This window comes from Microbacterium sp. W1-4-2, from assembly GCF_058349885.2.
In genome coordinates, this window is the sequence record NZ_JBYRJC020000001.1 from 1,231,493 (window position 1) to 1,247,040 (window position 15,548).

Here is a 15,548-nt window from a genome sequence, read left to right on the forward strand (position 1 = left end):
ATTATGCTCATCGCCGTGGCTCGGCCCTGCTCAGTGTCGCCGCAGCAACGTGATCGACATGGCGTCGGTGCCGTGTCGGTGCGGCCACAGCTGAGCCCGCCCGGATCCATCGGCCGGCGCGGCCAGGTCGATCGGCGCGCGGGACACGTCGCGCAGCACCGCGCGGGCGTCCAGCTGGTCGACGAGGTCGCCCTGGGTGCGCAGCACGTCGCCCACGACGCCGGCGGTCTCGGCGAGGTGCGGCGAGCAGGTGACGTACGCGACGATGCCACCGGGGGCCAGCGCCGTCACAGCCGCGGTGAGCAGCTCGGCCTGCAGGGCCGTGAGCGCGGGGACGTCGCCGGGCGTCTTGCGCCAGCGCGCCTCGGGACGTCGGCGCAGGGCGCCGAGGCCGGTGCAGGGCGCGTCCACGAGGATGCGGTCGTACGCACCGGGCGAGGATGCCGCACGCTCGCGGCCGTCGCCTTCGGACACCGCGATCTCGGCGGGGACTCCCGCCAATGCCCGGCGGACGAGGCGGGCACGCGTCGGCACCAGCTCGTTCGCCTCGAGCCGTGCCCCGCTCGCGAGCGCCTCGGCGGCGAGGATCGCGGTCTTGCCGCCGGGTCCCGCGCACAGGTCCAGCCACCGCTCGCCGGCGGCGATCGGACGCGCGCGGGTGAGGGCGAGCGCGGCGAGCTGCGAGCCCTCGTCCTGCACGCGCAACCGGCCGCCGGACGAGCGCACGAGGGGTGCGGGGTCGCCGGATGGGGCGAGGAAGCCGAATGGCGAGTACAGCGAGGGGGCGAGCTCGGCGGGCCGGTCGGCGAGGCCGGGGAGGGCGGCCATCATGACGCGCGGCGCGGCGTTGTCGGCTGCGAGCAGGGCGTCGAGCTCGTCAGCGCGCCCCTCGGCGGCCAGGGCGCGGCGCAGCGCGCGGATGACCCACACCGGGTGGGCGCAGCGCAGCGCGAGCCGCTCGTCGTCGGAGCGGGCGGCGGAGTCGATGCGCGACATCCACTCTCCCGGCGTGTCGCGGGAGACGCGCCGCAGCACCGCGTTGGCGAACCCGGAGGCGGGCCCGCCGGCCGCGTGCCGCACGAGATCCACCGTCTCGTTCACGGCGGCGTGCGAGGCGATGCGCGTGGACAGCAGCTGATGCACGCCGACCCTCAGCGCGTCGAGCACGACCGGGTCGATGCGGTCGACGGACCGGTCGGCGGCGACGGCGATCACCGCGTCGTACGTGCCCTCGCGACGCAGCGTGCCGTACGCCAGCTCGGTGGCCAGGGCGCTGTCGGCGGCCGAGAGGCCGGCCCGGGCGAGGAGCTTGGGCAGCAGCAGGTTGGCGTAAGCGTCGTCGGCGTGGACGGCGCGCACGGTGTCGAAGGCGACGACGCGGGCCGAGGGCCCGCTCACGAACCGGCCACCGGCTCGTCCACGCGCAGACCGCGCCACCAGTCCGCGGCATCCATCGCGGGCCTGCCGGCGGGCTGGACGCGTTCCAGGACGATCGGCTCGGTGGCGGTGCCCACCAGGATGCGGCCGCCGTCCTGCCCGAACCGACCGGGGGTGAGCCTGGCGTCGGTGTCAGCGGGGGCGGCGGCGAGCACCTTCAGCCGGGCGCCGTCGATCGTCGTGTGCGCGCCCGGTTCGGGCGTCGTGCCACGCCAGCGCGCCAGCACCAGGTCGGCCGGCTCGTCCCAGCGCAGCCGTGCGTCCTCGAGCGTCAGCTTGGGTGCGAGCGTCGCTTGGCCTGCCTGCGGCTGCGCGATCTCGGAGCCGGCGGCGATGGCCGACACGACGTCCTCGAGCAGGTACGCCCCGCGGTGGGCGAGCGCGTCCAGCACGTCGCCGGCAGTGGCCAGCGGCGGGATGTCGTATCGCAGCTCGCCGAGGATCTCGCCGGTGTCGAGCCCGGCCTCGAGCCGGAACACGTCGGCTCCCGTGACGGTGTCTCCGGCGATGATCGCGTGCTGCACGGGAGCGGCCCCCCGCCAGCGCGGCAGCAGCGAGAAGTGCAGGTTGATCCATCCGTGCGCGGGCCCGGTCAGCAGCGGCTCGCGCACAAGGCCCCCGTACGCCACGATCACGCCGAGGTCGGGCGCGGCACCCAGGATCGCGGCGGTGGCGTCGTCGTCGAGCCGGGACGTCTTCAGCACCGGCAGTCCGAGATCGGCGGCCGCCTGTGCGACCGGCGAAGGCGTGAGCACGCGCTTGCGCCCGAACGGTGCGTCGGGGCGAGTGACGACCGTCGCGATCTCGTGGCCGGAGGCCGCGAGCCGGTGCAGCGCCGGGACGGCGGCCGTGGGGGTTCCTGCGAAGACGACGCGCATTCTCTCCTCGTTTCTCACAGCTCGGGATCGAGCACATCGACGCGTACTCTGAGTGTATTGCGCGGGCCGGCCGGTCTTCCCTTGGCTGGACGGCGGGTGCGCAGGGCTGCGGCGACCACGGCACCGCGCAGGGCCTCGGTCACGGCGGCGCCCGCGCGGTAGGGGAAGCGGATCAGGGCCCGCGCCGTCGCCTGCTCGCGGCCCGCGTCGCCGCCGGCACCGCCCTCGACCGGGCCGAGCACGGCGTCGGGGGGCAGCGCGGCGTCCGCACCGCGCACCGCCGCGACCGCCGCCTCGATCTCGCGCGGCGTGCCCTCGATCGTCGCGACCCGGACGCTCGGCGGCATCTTGAGCGGCGCGCGTTCGGCGAGCTCGGCGCGGGCATAGGCCGGCTGGGTCCAGGTCGCGAGCGCCCGTGCGACCGGTCCGGTCACCCCGACCAGGTGAACGGGCGCTCCGGCGGCCGCCAGCGCGGCGGCATTGGACCACCAGCGCAGGCACGACTCCCCGATCCGCAGATCGTCGGATTGCAGCATGCGGTCGCCGTCCAGCAGCAGCACCGCCCGGTACCCGCCGTCGGCGAGCGGTTCGGCGCCCCGGGTCGCGATGACCAGGGCGGGCTGGGCGTCGACCCGCAGCAGGGGGTGCTCGCCGTCGGAGACGATGATGCGGGTGCCGGGGAACGCGCGACCCAGTTCGTCGGCCGTCCGCTCGCTGCCGGATGACGCCATGCGGACCCGGGTCGACCCGCACGTGCCGCATTCCCACCCGCTCGCCGACCGGCCGCACCAGCCGCAGTCCGGGACGGCGCCGTGCCGTCGCGCGCGCAGCGGCCCGCCGCAGTGCCTGCAGCGGGCGGGGCGCCGGCATTCGGCGCACACGAGCGACGGCGCGTAGCCAGGGCGTGCGACCTGCACCAGCACCGGGCCGGTGCGCAGGCCCTCGCGCGCGGCCGCGAAGGCCGCAGACGGGACGCGCGACCCACGCGCCTCGCCCTGTTGGGTGGCCGAGAGCACGACGCGCGGCGAGACACGGCGTCCAGGCACCGCCTCGTGCAGCCATCCGGCGTCCACGAGTCGCTGCACATCGGTGGTGCGCGTGTGCCCGGCCAGCAGCAGCGCGCACCCGCCGAGCTCCTGGCGAACCAGCGCCGCGTCGCGTGCGTGCACGCCGGGGCTCAGCGGTTCGCTCAGCAGCGGGTCGCCGTCGTCCCAGAGTGCCACCAGCCCGACCTCGGCGGCGGGTGCGTAGACCGCGGACCGGTTGCCGACCACCACGCACGGCGCCGATTCCAGCAGCCGCAGGTAGTCGGCGTAGCGCTCGGGCCCGGTGCGGCGGGCGTCGGCGCGGACGACGGCCTCGGCCGGCACGAATCCGGCGAGAGCCGCGGTCAGCTGCTCCTGGTCGCGATAGTCCGGCGTGACCAGGATCGCGCTGCGCCCGGCGGCGAGGGTGACCGTCGCCGCCGCCGCGAGCGTGAGCGCCCAGCCGGGCACGGTCGTGCCGTCGGGCAGCGACTCGGGGCGGGGCGGCGCGTCGAGGGCGATCCGCTCACCGCGGTCGAGCGTCTCGGCCAGCCCCGGGTACGCCGACAGGCGACGGGCGGCATGGGCCGCGGCGTCTTCTCGCACCGCGACGGGGTCGCACTCGGGCGCGGCGAGCCAGGCCTTCTCTGCCCGCACCATGCGCTTGGGCACCACGAGACGCAAGATGTCGCCGGCCCCGCCGGCCGCACGGTCGGCGACGCGGCGTGCGAGCGCGTACAGGCCGGGAGTCAGCACGGGCACGGGCGAGACCACAGCATCCAGGTCGGACAGGGGACGGTCGACCGGATCGGCGTCGACGACGTCGACGATGTAGCCGTCGATGACCCGTCCCGCGCTGCGCAGCGGCACACGCACGCGCACGCCCGGCCGGGCCTGGTCGATCAGCTCGGGCGGGATCGCGTAGTCGAACAGGCGGTCCAGCTGCGGCAGGGGTGAGTCCACCAGCACGCGTGCCACGCGCCGCGCGGCCATCTCAGAGCCCGGCGGCGCGCCGCAGTTCGTCGACCCGGTCGGTGCGCTCCCACGTGAAGTCTGGCAGCTCGCGACCGAAGTGGCCGTATGCAGCCGTCTGGGCGTAGATCGGGCGCAGCAGGTCGAGCTGCTGGATGATCGCCCGCGGGCGCAGGTCGAACACCTCTCGGATCGCCTGCGTGATCTGCTCGTCGGGGATGGTGCCCGTGCCGAACGTCTCGACATACAGCCCGACGGGGCTCGCCTTGCCGATCGCGTAGGCCACCTGCACCTCGAGCCGGCGCGCGAAACCTGCGGCGACCGCGTTCTTGGCGACCCAGCGCATTGCGTAGGCGCCCGAGCGGTCGACCTTCGACGGGTCCTTGCCGCTGAAGGCGCCGCCGCCGTGACGCGCCGCTCCCCCGTAGGTGTCGATGATGATCTTGCGACCGGTCAGGCCCGCATCGCCCTTGGGCCCGCCGATGACGAACGCGCCCGCCGGGTTGATGTAGAAGTCGGTGTGCGAGCCATCCAGTCCCGTCGCCTGGAGCACGGGGTCGATCACCTCGGCGCGGACCGCGGCGCGCAGGGCCGCCAGCGAGATGTCGGGATTGTGCTGGGTCGACAGCACCACGGTCTCGATCGTGCGTGGCACGTCGCCTTCGAATCCGACGGTGACCTGCGTCTTTCCGTCGGGCCGCAGGAACGGCAGCGCCCCGGTGCGGCGCGCCTCGGTGAGCCGTTCGGCGAGGCGGTGCGCGGTCCATGCCGTGATCGGCATGAGCTGCGGCGTCTCGGTCGTGGCGTAGCCGAACATGATGCCCTGGTCGCCGGCGCCGAGCTGGTCGATCGGGTCGGTGGAGCCGTCGTCGCGGTACTCGAGCGCCCGGTCCACGCCGCTGGCGATGTCGCTGGACTGCTCACCGATAGACACGCTCACGCCGCACGAGTCGCCATCGAAGCCGGTGTCGCTCGAGGTGTAGCCGATGCGGTTGACGACGGCGCGCACGGTGCCGGGGACGTCGGCCCAGGCCTCGGTGCGCACCTCGCCCGCGACGTGCACGAGCCCGGTCGTCACGAGCGTCTCGACGGCGACCCGGCTGCCCGGGTCCTTCGCGAGCAGCTCGTCGAGGATGCTGTCGGAGATCTGATCGCAGATCTTGTCGGGGTGCCCCTCGGTGACGGACTCGGACGTGAACAGGCGCAGCTGCGACATTCATGCTCCCCTGGGCTGAAGACGGACGGGCACCAGTATGCCCCCAGCCGCCGACACGGCGGTGGCTGGGGGCACCGGATGACGAAGGATGACTACTCGGCGTGGCGCAGGCGCAGCTTGTCCTCGTTGATCTCGTGCAGAGCGATCGTGAGGGGCTTGTCCTCGACCGTGGAGTCCACGAGCGGTCCGACGTTGTCGAACAGGTTGCCCTCGTGCAGGTCGGAGTAATAGTCGTTGATCTGGCGCGCGCGCTTGGCGGCATAGATCACGAGCTGGTACTTCGAGTCGACCTTCTCGAGCAGGTTGTCGATGGGGGGCTCGATGATGCCCTGGTTCGTTCCGGCCATGGGAACCTCCTGAGTGTGAGTGAGCGATGGATGCCGCATCCAAGCGGTGCGGAAGGCTCGGCGAGGCGCGTGGAGCACGCGCACTCCCCCTATTCTAGCGGGCAAGCTCCGCGACCTCGGCGGCGGCCCGGGCGACGTCGTCGTTGACCACGAAATGGTCGAACTCGCGTTGGGCGGCCAGCTCCGTCCGCGCCGTGCGCAGACGCCGCGCCCGCTCCTCCTCGTCCTCGGTGCCGCGGCCGACCAGACGCTGGACGAGCTCGTCCCACGACGGCGGCAGCAGGAACACGAGCGTCGCGGCCGGCTCGGCCACGCGGACCTGGCGCGCGCCCTGCAGATCGATCTCCAGCAGGACGGTGCGCCCCTCGGCCAGGGCCCGGTCGATCGGGCCGCGCGGAGTGCCGTACCGGTACTTGTTGTGCACGGTGGCATGCTCGAGCAGTTCGCCCGCGGCCACCATGCGGTCGAACTCGGCGTCGTCCACGAAGTAGTAGTGCTCCCCCTCGACCTCGCCCGGCCGCGGCGGGCGCGTCGTGGCCGACACCGACAGCAGCAGCGAGGGATGGTGCGCCTTGATGTAGGTCGCCACCGTGCCCTTGCCCACAGCGGTGGGACCGGCCAGCACCACCAGCCTGCTGCGCCCCGCGCGGGCGACCGGCTCGGGGAAGCGCACGTCCAGCCAGGCGCCGAGCGCCCGCAGCTGGCGCACCCCGAGCCCACCGACCCGCTTGACCGGCGAGATCTCGAGGTCGGCCAGCAGACGGTCGCGCTTGCCCTCCCCGATCGCCGGCAGCGCCGTCAGGAACTCGGTCACCCGCATCGTGGCCGCCGGCCCCGCAGGATCGGACTTCGCGCGCCGCAGGACCTGCTGCGGCCAGACGACCCGGGTCGCGATGTCGCGTTTCAGGCTCGCCCGCGCGCGGCGTGCGGCGACGGCCTTGCGGGATGCCGCGGCTCGGTCGACCTCGGGGGGATGCTGGGCGTCAACCACGTCTCGTCAGGCCTCCAGTTCAGCCAGATGCTGCTCGATGGCGGCCGCCAGCCCGGTCGGGCCGGCGGAGAGGATGCTGCGGCTCGCGCTGGCGAGCACGTGCGGCGCGAGATCGCCGAACAGGGCATCCGTCTCTCCCAGTCTCGCACCCTGGTGGCCGAAACCCGGAGCCAGGATCGGGGTGCCGGCAAGGAGGTCGGCGGTCAGCCCGAGCCAGGGCCGGTCGGCCGTAGCGCCGATGACCACGCCGAGGCTGCGCCACGTGTCCCCGGACCCGGCAGGGTCCATCGTGCGCGCCGCGCGTACGACCGATGCGGCGACGGTGTGGTTCTCGATGAGGGCCGCCTGCAGCTCCCGGCCATCGGGGTTGCTCGTGGCCGCCAGGAGGAACAGTCCCTTCCCGTGCGCGAGCGCGTAGCGCGCCGCGCCCGCGAGCGCCCCGACGCCCAGGTACGGGTTGACGGTCAGCGCGTCGGCCTCGAAGGGGGAACCGGGGGTGAGCCAGGCCTCCGCGTAGGCGGCCATCGTCGAGCCGATGTCGCCCCGCTTCGCGTCGGCGATCACGACGAGCCCGGCATCGCGGGCGGCGCGCAGCACGTCCTCGAGGGCGGCGAAGCCCGCCGAGCCCCAGCGCTCGAAGAACGACACCTGGGGCTTGACGATCCCGACCCGGCCGGCCGCGGCATCCACCACCCGGAGCCCGAACTCGCGGACCCCGGCGGCCGAGGCATCCAGCCCCCACGCGTCCAGCAGCCCTCCATGCGGATCGATGCCCACGCACAGCCGGCCGTGCGCGGCGACGGCCGCCTGCAGCCGTGCGCCGAACGTGCTCATGCTCGCACCGCGCGCTCGGCCGCGTACTCCTGCAGGCTGCGCACCCCGAATCCGTCGCCGGTGGCATCCAGCGCGCTCACCGCGGCACCCAGGGTGGCGATCGTCGTGAACAGCGCCTTGTCGGCGGCCACGGCCGTGGCACGGATCTCGTAGCCGTCGGCGCGGGCCGACATGCCGCTGGGCGTGTTGACGATGATGTCGACCTCGCCGCGGTCGATCAGGTCCACCACATTGTCGACCCCGGTGTCGGCGGTCTCGCTGTACTTGGGGACGACCGTCACCTCGATGCCGTTGCGGGTGAGGATCTCGGCAGTCCCGCTCGTGGCCAGCAGCCGGTACCCCATCTGCTGAAGCCGGTGGGCGGGCAGGATCACCGCGCGCTTGTCGGAGTCGGCGACCGAGATGAACACCGTGCCGGTGCGCGGGATGCCCCCGTACGCGGCGGCCTGGCTCTTGGCGAACGCCGTGGGGAAGTCGCGGTCGAAGCCCATGACCTCGCCGGTGGAGCGCATCTCGGGGCCGAGGACGGAGTCGACGGTCTTGCCGTCGGCGGTGCGGAACCGCTTGAACGGCAGCACCGCCTCCTTCACCGCGACCGGAGCCTCCGCAGCCACCACCGAACCGTCACCGGATGCCGGCAGCAGCCCCTCGTCGCGCAGCTGCATGATCGTGGCGCCGGCCATGATGCGGGCCGCGGCCTTCGCCAGCGGCGTGCCGAGCGCCTTCGAGACGAACGGAACCGTGCGGCTCGCTCGCGGATTCGCCTCGATCACGTAGAGGACGCCGGCGCTGACGGCGAACTGGACGTTCAGCAGCCCGCGCACCCCGACCCCCTCGGCGATGCCGCGGGTGGCCTCGCGGACCCGGTCGATCTCGGTGCGGCCGAGGCTCATCGGCGGCAGGGCGCAGCTCGAGTCGCCGGAGTGGATGCCGGCCTCTTCCAGGTGCTCCATGATGCCGCCGATGAACAGCTCGTCGCCGTCGTACAGAGCGTCCACGTCGATCTCGATCGCATCGTCGAGGAACCGGTCAACCAGCAGGGGCTTGCCCGGGCCGATGATCGCCGCCTCGCCGATGCGCACGAAGTAGTCGCGCAGGCTCGGGGTGTCGTACACGATCTCCATGCCGCGCCCGCCCAGAACGAAGCTCGGACGCACGAGCACGGGGTAACCGATGTCCTCGGCCACCACGACGGCGCCGTCGACGTCGATCGCCGTGCCGTGACGCGGAGCGACCAGGCCCGCCGCATCCAGGATGCCGCTGAACAGCCCGCGCTCCTCGGCGAGGTCGATCGCCTCGGGGCTCGTGCCCAGGATCGTGTACCCGGCCTGCTCGATGCCCTTGGCCAGGCCCAGCGGAGTCTGGCCGCCCAGCTGGCAGACGACGCCGAGGATCGTGCCGGACTGGGCCTCGGCGTGCAGCACCTCGAGCACGTCCTCGAGCGTCAGCGGCTCGAAGTACAGGCGGTCGCTGGTGTCGTAGTCGGTCGAGACCGTCTCGGGGTTGCAGTTGACCATGATCGTCTCGAATCCGGCGTCCGACAGGGCGAACGACGCGTGCACGCAGGAGTAGTCGAACTCGACGCCCTGCCCGATGCGGTTCGGACCGGACCCGATGATCACGACCTTGGTGCGGGCGGATGCCGCGACCTCCGTCTCGGCGTCGTAGCTGGAGTAGTGGTACGGCGTGAGCGCCGGGAACTCTCCCGCGCACGTGTCCACCGTCTTGTACACCGGACGGATGCCCAGGCCGTGCCGCACACCGCGCGCCTCGTCCTCGCCGATACCGCGCAGCTGCGCGATCTGCACATCCGAGAAGCCGTGCTCCTTGGCCAGGCGCAGGATGTCGTCGTCCAGCTCGCCGGCGTCACGGACGGCGTCGGCGACCTCGTTGATCAGCAGGATCTGATCGAGGAACCACGGGTCCATCGCGGTGGCGTCGAACAGCTGCGGGACCGTCGCGCCCTTGCGCAGCGCCTGTTGGATCAGCACGATCCGGCCGTCAGTCGGTGTCTTCGCCGCCTCGATGAGCTCGTCGACCGTGCGCGGCTCGTCGCCCCAGTGGAAGCTCGAGCCCCGCTTCTCGAGCGACCGCAGCGCCTTCTGCAGCGCGGTCGTGTAGTTGCGGCCGATCGCCATCGCCTCGCCGACCGACTTCATGGTCGTCGTCAGCGTCTTGTCGGCAGCCGGGAACTTCTCGAAGTTGAACCGCGGCACCTTCACCACCACGTAGTCCAGCGTCGGCTCGAAGCTGGCCGGGGTGACCCGCGTGATGTCGTTGGGGATCTCATCGAGCCGATAGCCGATCGCGAGCTTGGCTGCGATCTTGGCGATCGGGAACCCGGTCGCCTTCGAGGCGAGGGCCGAGGACCGCGACACGCGGGGGTTCATCTCGATCACGATGACCCGGCCGTTCGCGGGGTCGACCGCGAACTGGATGTTGCAGCCGCCGGTGTCCACGCCCACCCGCCGGATGATCTCGATGCCGATGTCGCGCAGATTCTGGTACTCGCGGTCGGTGAGGGTCAGCGCCGGTGCCACGGTGATCGAATCGCCCGTGTGCACGCCGACCGGATCGACGTTCTCGATCGAGCACACCACGACCGTGTTGTCGGCCGTGTCGCGCATCAACTCGAGCTCGTACTCCTTCCAGCCGAGGATCGACTCCTCCAGCAGCACTTCGTGCGTCGGCGAGTCGTGCAGACCTGCGCCGGCGATCCGGCGCAGGTCCATCTCGTCGTATGCGAAGCCCGAGCCGAGTCCGCCCATCGTGAAGCTCGGGCGCACCACCAGCGGGTAGCCGAGCTCGGCGGCGCCGGCCAGCACCTCGTCCATCGTGTGGCAGATGCGGGAGGCTGCGACATCCGCGCCCGCCTCGAGCACGAGCTCCTTGAAGATCTGACGGTCCTCGCCCTTGCGGATGGCGTCGACCTTCGCGCCGATGAGCTCGACGTCGTACTTCTCGAGGATGCCGCGCTCGTGCAGTGCCATCGCCGCGTTCAGCGCCGTCTGTCCGCCGAGGGTCGGCAGGATCGCGTCGGGCTTCTCCTTCGCGATGATGGTCTCGATCACCTCGGGGGTGATCGGCTCGATGTAGGTGGCGTCGGCGAAGTCAGGATCGGTCATGATCGTCGCCGGATTCGAGTTGACGAGGATCACGCGCACGCCCTCGGCGCGCAGCACGCGGCACGCCTGGGTGCCGGAGTAGTCGAATTCGCAGGCCTGGCCGATGACGATCGGGCCGGACCCGATGACCAGGACGGAGTGGATGTCGTCGCGCTTGGGCATCAGTTGTCGTCCTTGTTCTCGAGGTGCGCGATGACCATCTCGCGGAAGCGGTCGAAGAGGTAGTTGGCGTCGTGCGGACCGCCGGCGGCTTCGGGGTGGTACTGCACCGAGAAGGCGGGGATGTCGAGGGCGCGCAGTCCCTCGACGACGCTGTCGTTCAGGCCGATGTGCGAGACCTCGACGCGGCCGTAGCCGTTCGGGCTCTCGACGGGGCCGTCGAGCGGCGCGTCGACCGCGAACCCGTGGTTGTGCGCCGTGATCTCGACGCGGCCGGTGTGCCTGTCGAGCACGGGCTGGTTGATGCCGCGGTGGCCGAACGGCAGCTTATAGGTGCCGAACCCGAGAGCGCGGCCGAGCAGCTGGTTGCCGAAGCAGATGCCGAAGAACGGCGTGCGGTCGTCGAGCACACGGCGCAGCAGCGTCACCTGCTCGTCGGCGGTGGCGGGGTCGCCGGGGCCGTTGGAGTAGAACACCGCGTCGACGCCGGCATGCCGGATCTGCTCGTACGTCGCGTCGTGCGGCAGCACGTGCACGTCGAAGCCGCGGGCGGCGAGGTTCTCGATGCTCGCCTGCTTGATCCCGAGGTCGATCAGCGCAACCGCGCCGATGCGCTCTGCGCGAGCGGGGACGACGGATGCCTCGGCCACCGACACGGCGGCCGACAGGTTCTGGCCGGCCATCGCGGGCGCTTCGCGCACGACGCGCACCTGCTCGTCGGGATCGAGCGCGGCCGACTCGCCCGAGAAGATGCCGCCGCGCATGCTGCCCGCGGAGCGGATGTGCCGGGTCACGGCGCGCGTGTCGATGCCGCTGATCCCGACGATGCCGTCGGTGCTCAGCGCGTCCTCGAGCGAGCCGTCGGCCCGCCAGTTCGACACCACGCGGGAGGGGTCGCGCACGATGTAGCCCGCGACCCAGATCCGGCGGGACTCGGGGTCTTCGGCGTTCATGCCGGTGTTGCCGATGTGCGGCGCGGTCTGCAGCACGATCTGGCCGGCGTACGAGGGGTCGGTGAGGGTCTCCTGATAGCCGGTCATGCCGGTGGAGAAGACCACTTCGCCCAGCGTCGTGCCGCGGGCGCCGTAGGCGCGGCCGCGGTGTCGCGTCCCGTCCTCGAGCACGAGGACGGCGGGTTCTTGCGAGAAGGTCATGAGTCGGATCCTGTCCGTGGAGTCTGGATGAGGGGGCGGATGCTGTCGGCCAGCGCAGCGGCCGAGGCATCCTTCGCCCGGAGATAGGTGTCGACGACCGATCCGGGATCGGTGCGCCAGGTGAGGCGTACGAGGCCGTCCTTCTCGACGACCCGGTCGATGGCGACGGTGGCCTGGTCGACGTCGTCGAGGCGGCCGGCCGGGATCACCACCCGCTGCTGCCCGGTGAGGTCGAGGGCGACGCCCGTGTCGGCGACGCTGATCGTCGCGTTCGAGCGGAAGCCGAGGCCGGGGGCCGCGATGCGCTGCAGCGGCTCGCCGACGCGCGTCGTGGCGACGTACTGGCCGTCGAAGACCCGCTGCACGAGCGAGCCCTCGGGCAGCTCGTGCACGCTCGACAGCGGCTGCGCGTCGCGTCGGGATCGTCGGATCCAGGCCCATGCCATGAGTGCGAGCAGGAGCGCCGCGACCGCGACCATGACCAGGAGCGCCGCCTCGCGGCTCATGCTGCGGCCTCGACGGCGGCGCCGTCGGCGAACGTGACGCGGCCGGCGTGGAGCGTCCACCGCACGGCTCCGGGCAGCTCGTGCCCCAGATACGGCGAGTTGGCGCTGCGCCCGTGCAGGTCGTCGAGGGCGAACGTGCCGCCCGCGTCGGCGTCGTACAGCGCGAGGTGCGCCGGCTCACCCACGGCGAGCGGGCGTCCATGACCGGCGAGCCGGCCGATGCGCGCAGGAGTGTGCGACATGACGCGTGCGATGTCGTCCCAGCCCAGCAGGCCGGTCTGGACCATCGCGGCGTGCACGACGCGCAGCGCCGACTCGAGCCCGACCATGCCGTTGGCCGCCGCTCCCCACTCGCACGCCTTGGCCTCGGCCGGATGCGGGGCGTGGTCGGTGGCGACGATGTCGATCGTGCCGTCGGCCAGGCCCTCGCGCACCGCGAGCACGTCCTCTTCGCGGCGCAGGGGCGGGTTCACCTTGAACCGCGCGTCGTAGCCGCGGACCAGTTCGTCGGTCAGCAGCAGGTGGTGCGGGGTGACCTCGGCGGTCACGTGGATGCCGCGCTTCTTGGCCCATCGGATGATGTCCACCGACCCCGCCGTCGACAGGTGGCACACGTGCAGGCGCGACCCGACGTGCTCGGCCAGCAGGACGTCGCGGGCGATGATCGACTCCTCGGCCACGGCGGGCCAGCCGGCGAGGCCCAGTTCAGCCGAGACGATGCCCTCGTTCATCTGGGCGCCTTCGGTCAGCCGCGGGTCCTGCGCGTGCTGGGCGACGACCCCGTCGAACGACTTCACGTACTCGAGGGCGCGCCGCATGATCAGCGGGTCCCACACGCAGTAGCCGTCGTCGCTGAACACGCGCACCCGGGCGCGCGACGCGGCCATCGCGCCGAGTTCGGCCAGACGTTCGCCCCTCTGCCCGACCGTGACGGCGCCGATGGGCTGGACGGTGACCAGTCCCGCAGCCTCGCCGAGTGCGAGCTCCTGCTCGACGACGCCGGCGGTGTCGGCGACCGGCGACGTGTTCGGCATCGCGAACACCGCGGAGTAGCCGCCGGCGGCGGCCGCCCGCGACCCGGTCAGGATGGTCTCGGACGCCTCGTACCCGGGTTCGCGCAGGTGCGTGTGCAGATCGACCAGTCCCGGCAGCGCGATGAGTCCGTCGGCGTCGACGGCGCGCGCGCCGGCGCGGCTGAGACCGGAGCCGATCTCGGCGATCCGGCCGTCCTCGACGACCAGGTCCGCCGCCTCGCCACCGGCCAGTCGGGCGCCCGTGATGACAAGGGTCTCGGTCATTGCACTTCTCCTCGTTCTCCGGCCAGCAGCAGATACAGCACGGCCATGCGGACGGACACGCCGTTCGCCACCTGTTCGAGCACCGTCGAGCTCGCGGAATCGGCGGCCTCGCTCGAGATCTCCAGCCCGCGGTTCATCGGCCCCGGGTGCATCACGATGCTCGTGGGCGGCAGAGCGGCCAGCCGGACGGCGTCCAGGCCCCACAGTCGCGTGTACTCCCGCTCGGTGGGGAAGAAGGCTGCGTGCATGCGCTCCATCTGGATGCGCAGCATCATGACGGCGTCGGGGGCCTCGGCCAGCACGGGGTCGAGGTCGTAGCGCACGGTCGCCGGCCACTGCGAGACGTTCTGCGGGATCAGGGTCGGCGGAGTGACCAGTGTGACGTGGGCGCCGAGCGTGCTCAGCAGCCACACGTTGGAGCGCGCCACGCGCGAGTGCAGGACATCGCCGACGATCACGACCCGCAGGCCGCTCAGGTCGCGTCCGCGGCTGTCGGCGCCGAAGCGCCGCTTGCGGATCGTGAACGCGTCCAGCAGCGCCTGCGTGGGGTGCTCGTGGGTGCCGTCGCCGGCGTTGACGACGCCGGCCGAAATCCAGCCGCTGGTGGCCAGGGTCTGGGGTGCGCCGGATGCGGAGTGGCGCACCACGACGGCATCCGCGCCCATCGCCTGCAGCGTCTGCGCGGTGTCCTTCAGGCTCTCGCCCTTCGAGACGCTGGAGCCCTTGGCTGCGAAGTTGATCACGTCGGCCGACAGCCGTTTGGCGGCGGCTTCGAACGAGATCCTGGTGCGCGTGGAGTCCTCGAAGAAGAGATTCACGACGGTCTTGCCCAGCAGCGTCGGCAGCTTCTTGACCTGGCGGGACTGGGTCTCGGCCATGTCCTCGGCGACGTCGAGGATGCGCAGGGCCGTGTCGCGATCGAGGGTGCGGGTGTCGAGCAGATGCCTCATGCCTCGATCGTCACCTCGTCCGCGCCGTCGAGTTCGCGAAGGCGCACGTTGACGCGCTCCTGCCGGGACGACGGGATGTTCTTGCCGACGAAGTCGGGCCGGATCGGCAGTTCGCGGTGGCCGCGGTCGACGAGGATCGCCAGGCGCACGACGGCGGGCCGGCCGATCGACTGGATCGCGTCGAGGGCGGCGCGGATGCTGCGACCCGAGAACAGGACGTCGTCCACGAGCACCACGGTCTTGCCGTCGATGCCGCCGGCGGGGATCTCGGTGCGCTTCGGAGAGCGCGTGGGGTGCTTGGCGAGGTCGTCGCGGAACAGCGTGACGTCGAGCGAGCCTACGGGGACCTCGGCAACGGCGATGCCGGCGACGATCGGACCGAGCCGATCGGCGAGGGTCACGCCGCGCGTCGGGATGCCCAGCAGGACGAGACCGTCCGCGCCGCGGTTGGACTCGAGGATCTCATGGGCGATGCGCGTGAGGGCCCGCGCGATATCGGCTTCTTGCAGCACGGTACGTGCAGCCATCCGCCTCTCCCTTCTCCGCCTCACAGGACGGGCTTAAAGGATGGGTGATGCGTCCAGTCTAGCGAGTCGGCCGATGCGCCGCCGACGACGGCGATGTCCTGCTTGACACCTAGCCTGGCTAGGCCTAGT

At 72.1% G+C, this 15,548-nt stretch carries 13 protein-coding genes; all 13 read right to left on the reverse strand.

Features of this window, described 5'->3' with window-relative positions; translation table 11 throughout:
• Positions 1-30 precede the first annotated feature (30 nt).
• The gene (locus AC3RX0_RS05680) at positions 31-1,398 is read right to left on the reverse strand and encodes an RsmB/NOP family class I SAM-dependent RNA methyltransferase (RefSeq protein ID WP_491504945.1); all 1,368 of its coding nucleotides are present in this window, start codon (positions 1,396-1,398) and stop codon (positions 31-33) included.
• On the reverse strand, positions 1,395-2,315 hold the full coding sequence (gene fmt, locus AC3RX0_RS05685; RefSeq protein WP_491504946.1) for a methionyl-tRNA formyltransferase: 921 nt from the start codon (positions 2,313-2,315) through the stop codon (positions 1,395-1,397). The genes AC3RX0_RS05680 and fmt overlap by 4 nt, the downstream gene beginning before the upstream one ends.
• 14 nt (positions 2,316-2,329) lie before the next feature.
• The gene (locus tag AC3RX0_RS05690; protein ID WP_491504947.1) at positions 2,330-4,333 is read right to left on the reverse strand and encodes a primosomal protein N' family DNA-binding protein; all 2,004 of its coding nucleotides are present in this window, start codon (positions 4,331-4,333) and stop codon (positions 2,330-2,332) included.
• Position 4,334: 1 nt separating this feature from the next.
• Positions 4,335-5,528 (reverse strand): methionine adenosyltransferase, encoded by a 1,194-nt coding sequence (gene metK, locus AC3RX0_RS05695; RefSeq protein WP_491504948.1) that lies wholly within the window; start codon positions 5,526-5,528, stop codon positions 4,335-4,337.
• 92 nt (positions 5,529-5,620) lie between these two features.
• Complete coding sequence (gene rpoZ, locus AC3RX0_RS05700; RefSeq protein ID WP_491504949.1) at positions 5,621-5,875, reverse strand: DNA-directed RNA polymerase subunit omega; 255 nt, start codon at positions 5,873-5,875, stop codon at positions 5,621-5,623.
• 94 nt (positions 5,876-5,969) lie between these two features.
• Entirely contained in the window at positions 5,970-6,866 is an 897-nt protein-coding gene (gmk, locus tag AC3RX0_RS05705; protein WP_491504950.1) for a guanylate kinase, read from the reverse strand.
• Positions 6,867-6,872: 6 nt separating this feature from the next.
• A complete protein-coding gene (pyrF, locus tag AC3RX0_RS05710; protein ID WP_491504951.1) occupies positions 6,873-7,700 on the reverse strand; it encodes an orotidine-5'-phosphate decarboxylase in 828 nt (275 codons plus the stop codon).
• Entirely contained in the window at positions 7,697-10,987 is a 3,291-nt protein-coding gene (gene carB / locus AC3RX0_RS05715) for a carbamoyl-phosphate synthase large subunit (RefSeq protein ID WP_491504952.1), read from the reverse strand. Before carB ends, pyrF begins: the two co-directional genes overlap by 4 nt.
• Positions 10,987-12,138: a glutamine-hydrolyzing carbamoyl-phosphate synthase small subunit gene (carA, locus tag AC3RX0_RS05720; RefSeq protein ID WP_491504953.1), complete on the reverse strand. Its 1,152-nt coding sequence runs from the start codon at positions 12,136-12,138 to the stop codon at positions 10,987-10,989. The genes carB and carA overlap by 1 nt, the downstream gene beginning before the upstream one ends.
• Positions 12,135-12,644 carry a PH-like domain-containing protein gene (locus AC3RX0_RS05725; protein WP_491504954.1) on the reverse strand — a complete coding sequence of 170 codons (510 nt, stop codon included), beginning with the start codon at positions 12,642-12,644 and terminating at the stop codon, positions 12,135-12,137. Before AC3RX0_RS05725 ends, carA begins: the two co-directional genes overlap by 4 nt.
• A complete protein-coding gene (locus AC3RX0_RS05730; protein WP_491504955.1) occupies positions 12,641-13,942 on the reverse strand; it encodes a dihydroorotase in 1,302 nt (433 codons plus the stop codon). The genes AC3RX0_RS05725 and AC3RX0_RS05730 overlap by 4 nt, the downstream gene beginning before the upstream one ends.
• Positions 13,939-14,892, reverse strand: coding sequence for an aspartate carbamoyltransferase catalytic subunit (locus AC3RX0_RS05735; protein ID WP_491504956.1), 954 nt, complete (start codon positions 14,890-14,892; stop codon positions 13,939-13,941). Before AC3RX0_RS05735 ends, AC3RX0_RS05730 begins: the two co-directional genes overlap by 4 nt.
• Positions 14,889-15,419, reverse strand: coding sequence for a bifunctional pyr operon transcriptional regulator/uracil phosphoribosyltransferase PyrR (pyrR, locus tag AC3RX0_RS05740; RefSeq protein WP_491504957.1), 531 nt, complete (start codon positions 15,417-15,419; stop codon positions 14,889-14,891). Before pyrR ends, AC3RX0_RS05735 begins: the two co-directional genes overlap by 4 nt.
• Positions 15,420-15,548: the final 129 nt, after the last annotated feature.

Bases quoted from the DNA above. Each gene is read 5' to 3' on its own strand.
- fmt (WP_491504946.1), bottom strand. From the start codon at position 2,315: ATGCGCGTCGTCTTCGCAGGAACCCCCACGGCCGCCGTCCCGGCGCTG.
- AC3RX0_RS05690 (WP_491504947.1), bottom strand. From the start codon at position 4,333: ATGGCCGCGCGGCGCGTGGCACGCGTGCTGGTGGACTCACCCCTGCCG.
- metK (WP_491504948.1), bottom strand. From the start codon at position 5,528: ATGTCGCAGCTGCGCCTGTTCACGTCCGAGTCCGTCACCGAGGGGCAC.
- rpoZ (WP_491504949.1), bottom strand. From the start codon at position 5,875: ATGGCCGGAACGAACCAGGGCATCATCGAGCCCCCCATCGACAACCTG.
- pyrF (WP_491504951.1), bottom strand. From the start codon at position 7,700: ATGAGCACGTTCGGCGCACGGCTGCAGGCGGCCGTCGCCGCGCACGGC.
- carB (WP_491504952.1), bottom strand. From the start codon at position 10,987: ATGCCCAAGCGCGACGACATCCACTCCGTCCTGGTCATCGGGTCCGGC.
- carA (WP_491504953.1), bottom strand. From the start codon at position 12,138: ATGACCTTCTCGCAAGAACCCGCCGTCCTCGTGCTCGAGGACGGGACG.
- AC3RX0_RS05725 (WP_491504954.1), bottom strand. From the start codon at position 12,644: ATGAGCCGCGAGGCGGCGCTCCTGGTCATGGTCGCGGTCGCGGCGCTC.
- AC3RX0_RS05730 (WP_491504955.1), bottom strand. From the start codon at position 13,942: ATGACCGAGACCCTTGTCATCACGGGCGCCCGACTGGCCGGTGGCGAG.
- AC3RX0_RS05735 (WP_491504956.1), bottom strand. From the start codon at position 14,892: ATGAGGCATCTGCTCGACACCCGCACCCTCGATCGCGACACGGCCCTG.
- pyrR (WP_491504957.1), bottom strand. From the start codon at position 15,419: ATGGCTGCACGTACCGTGCTGCAAGAAGCCGATATCGCGCGGGCCCTC.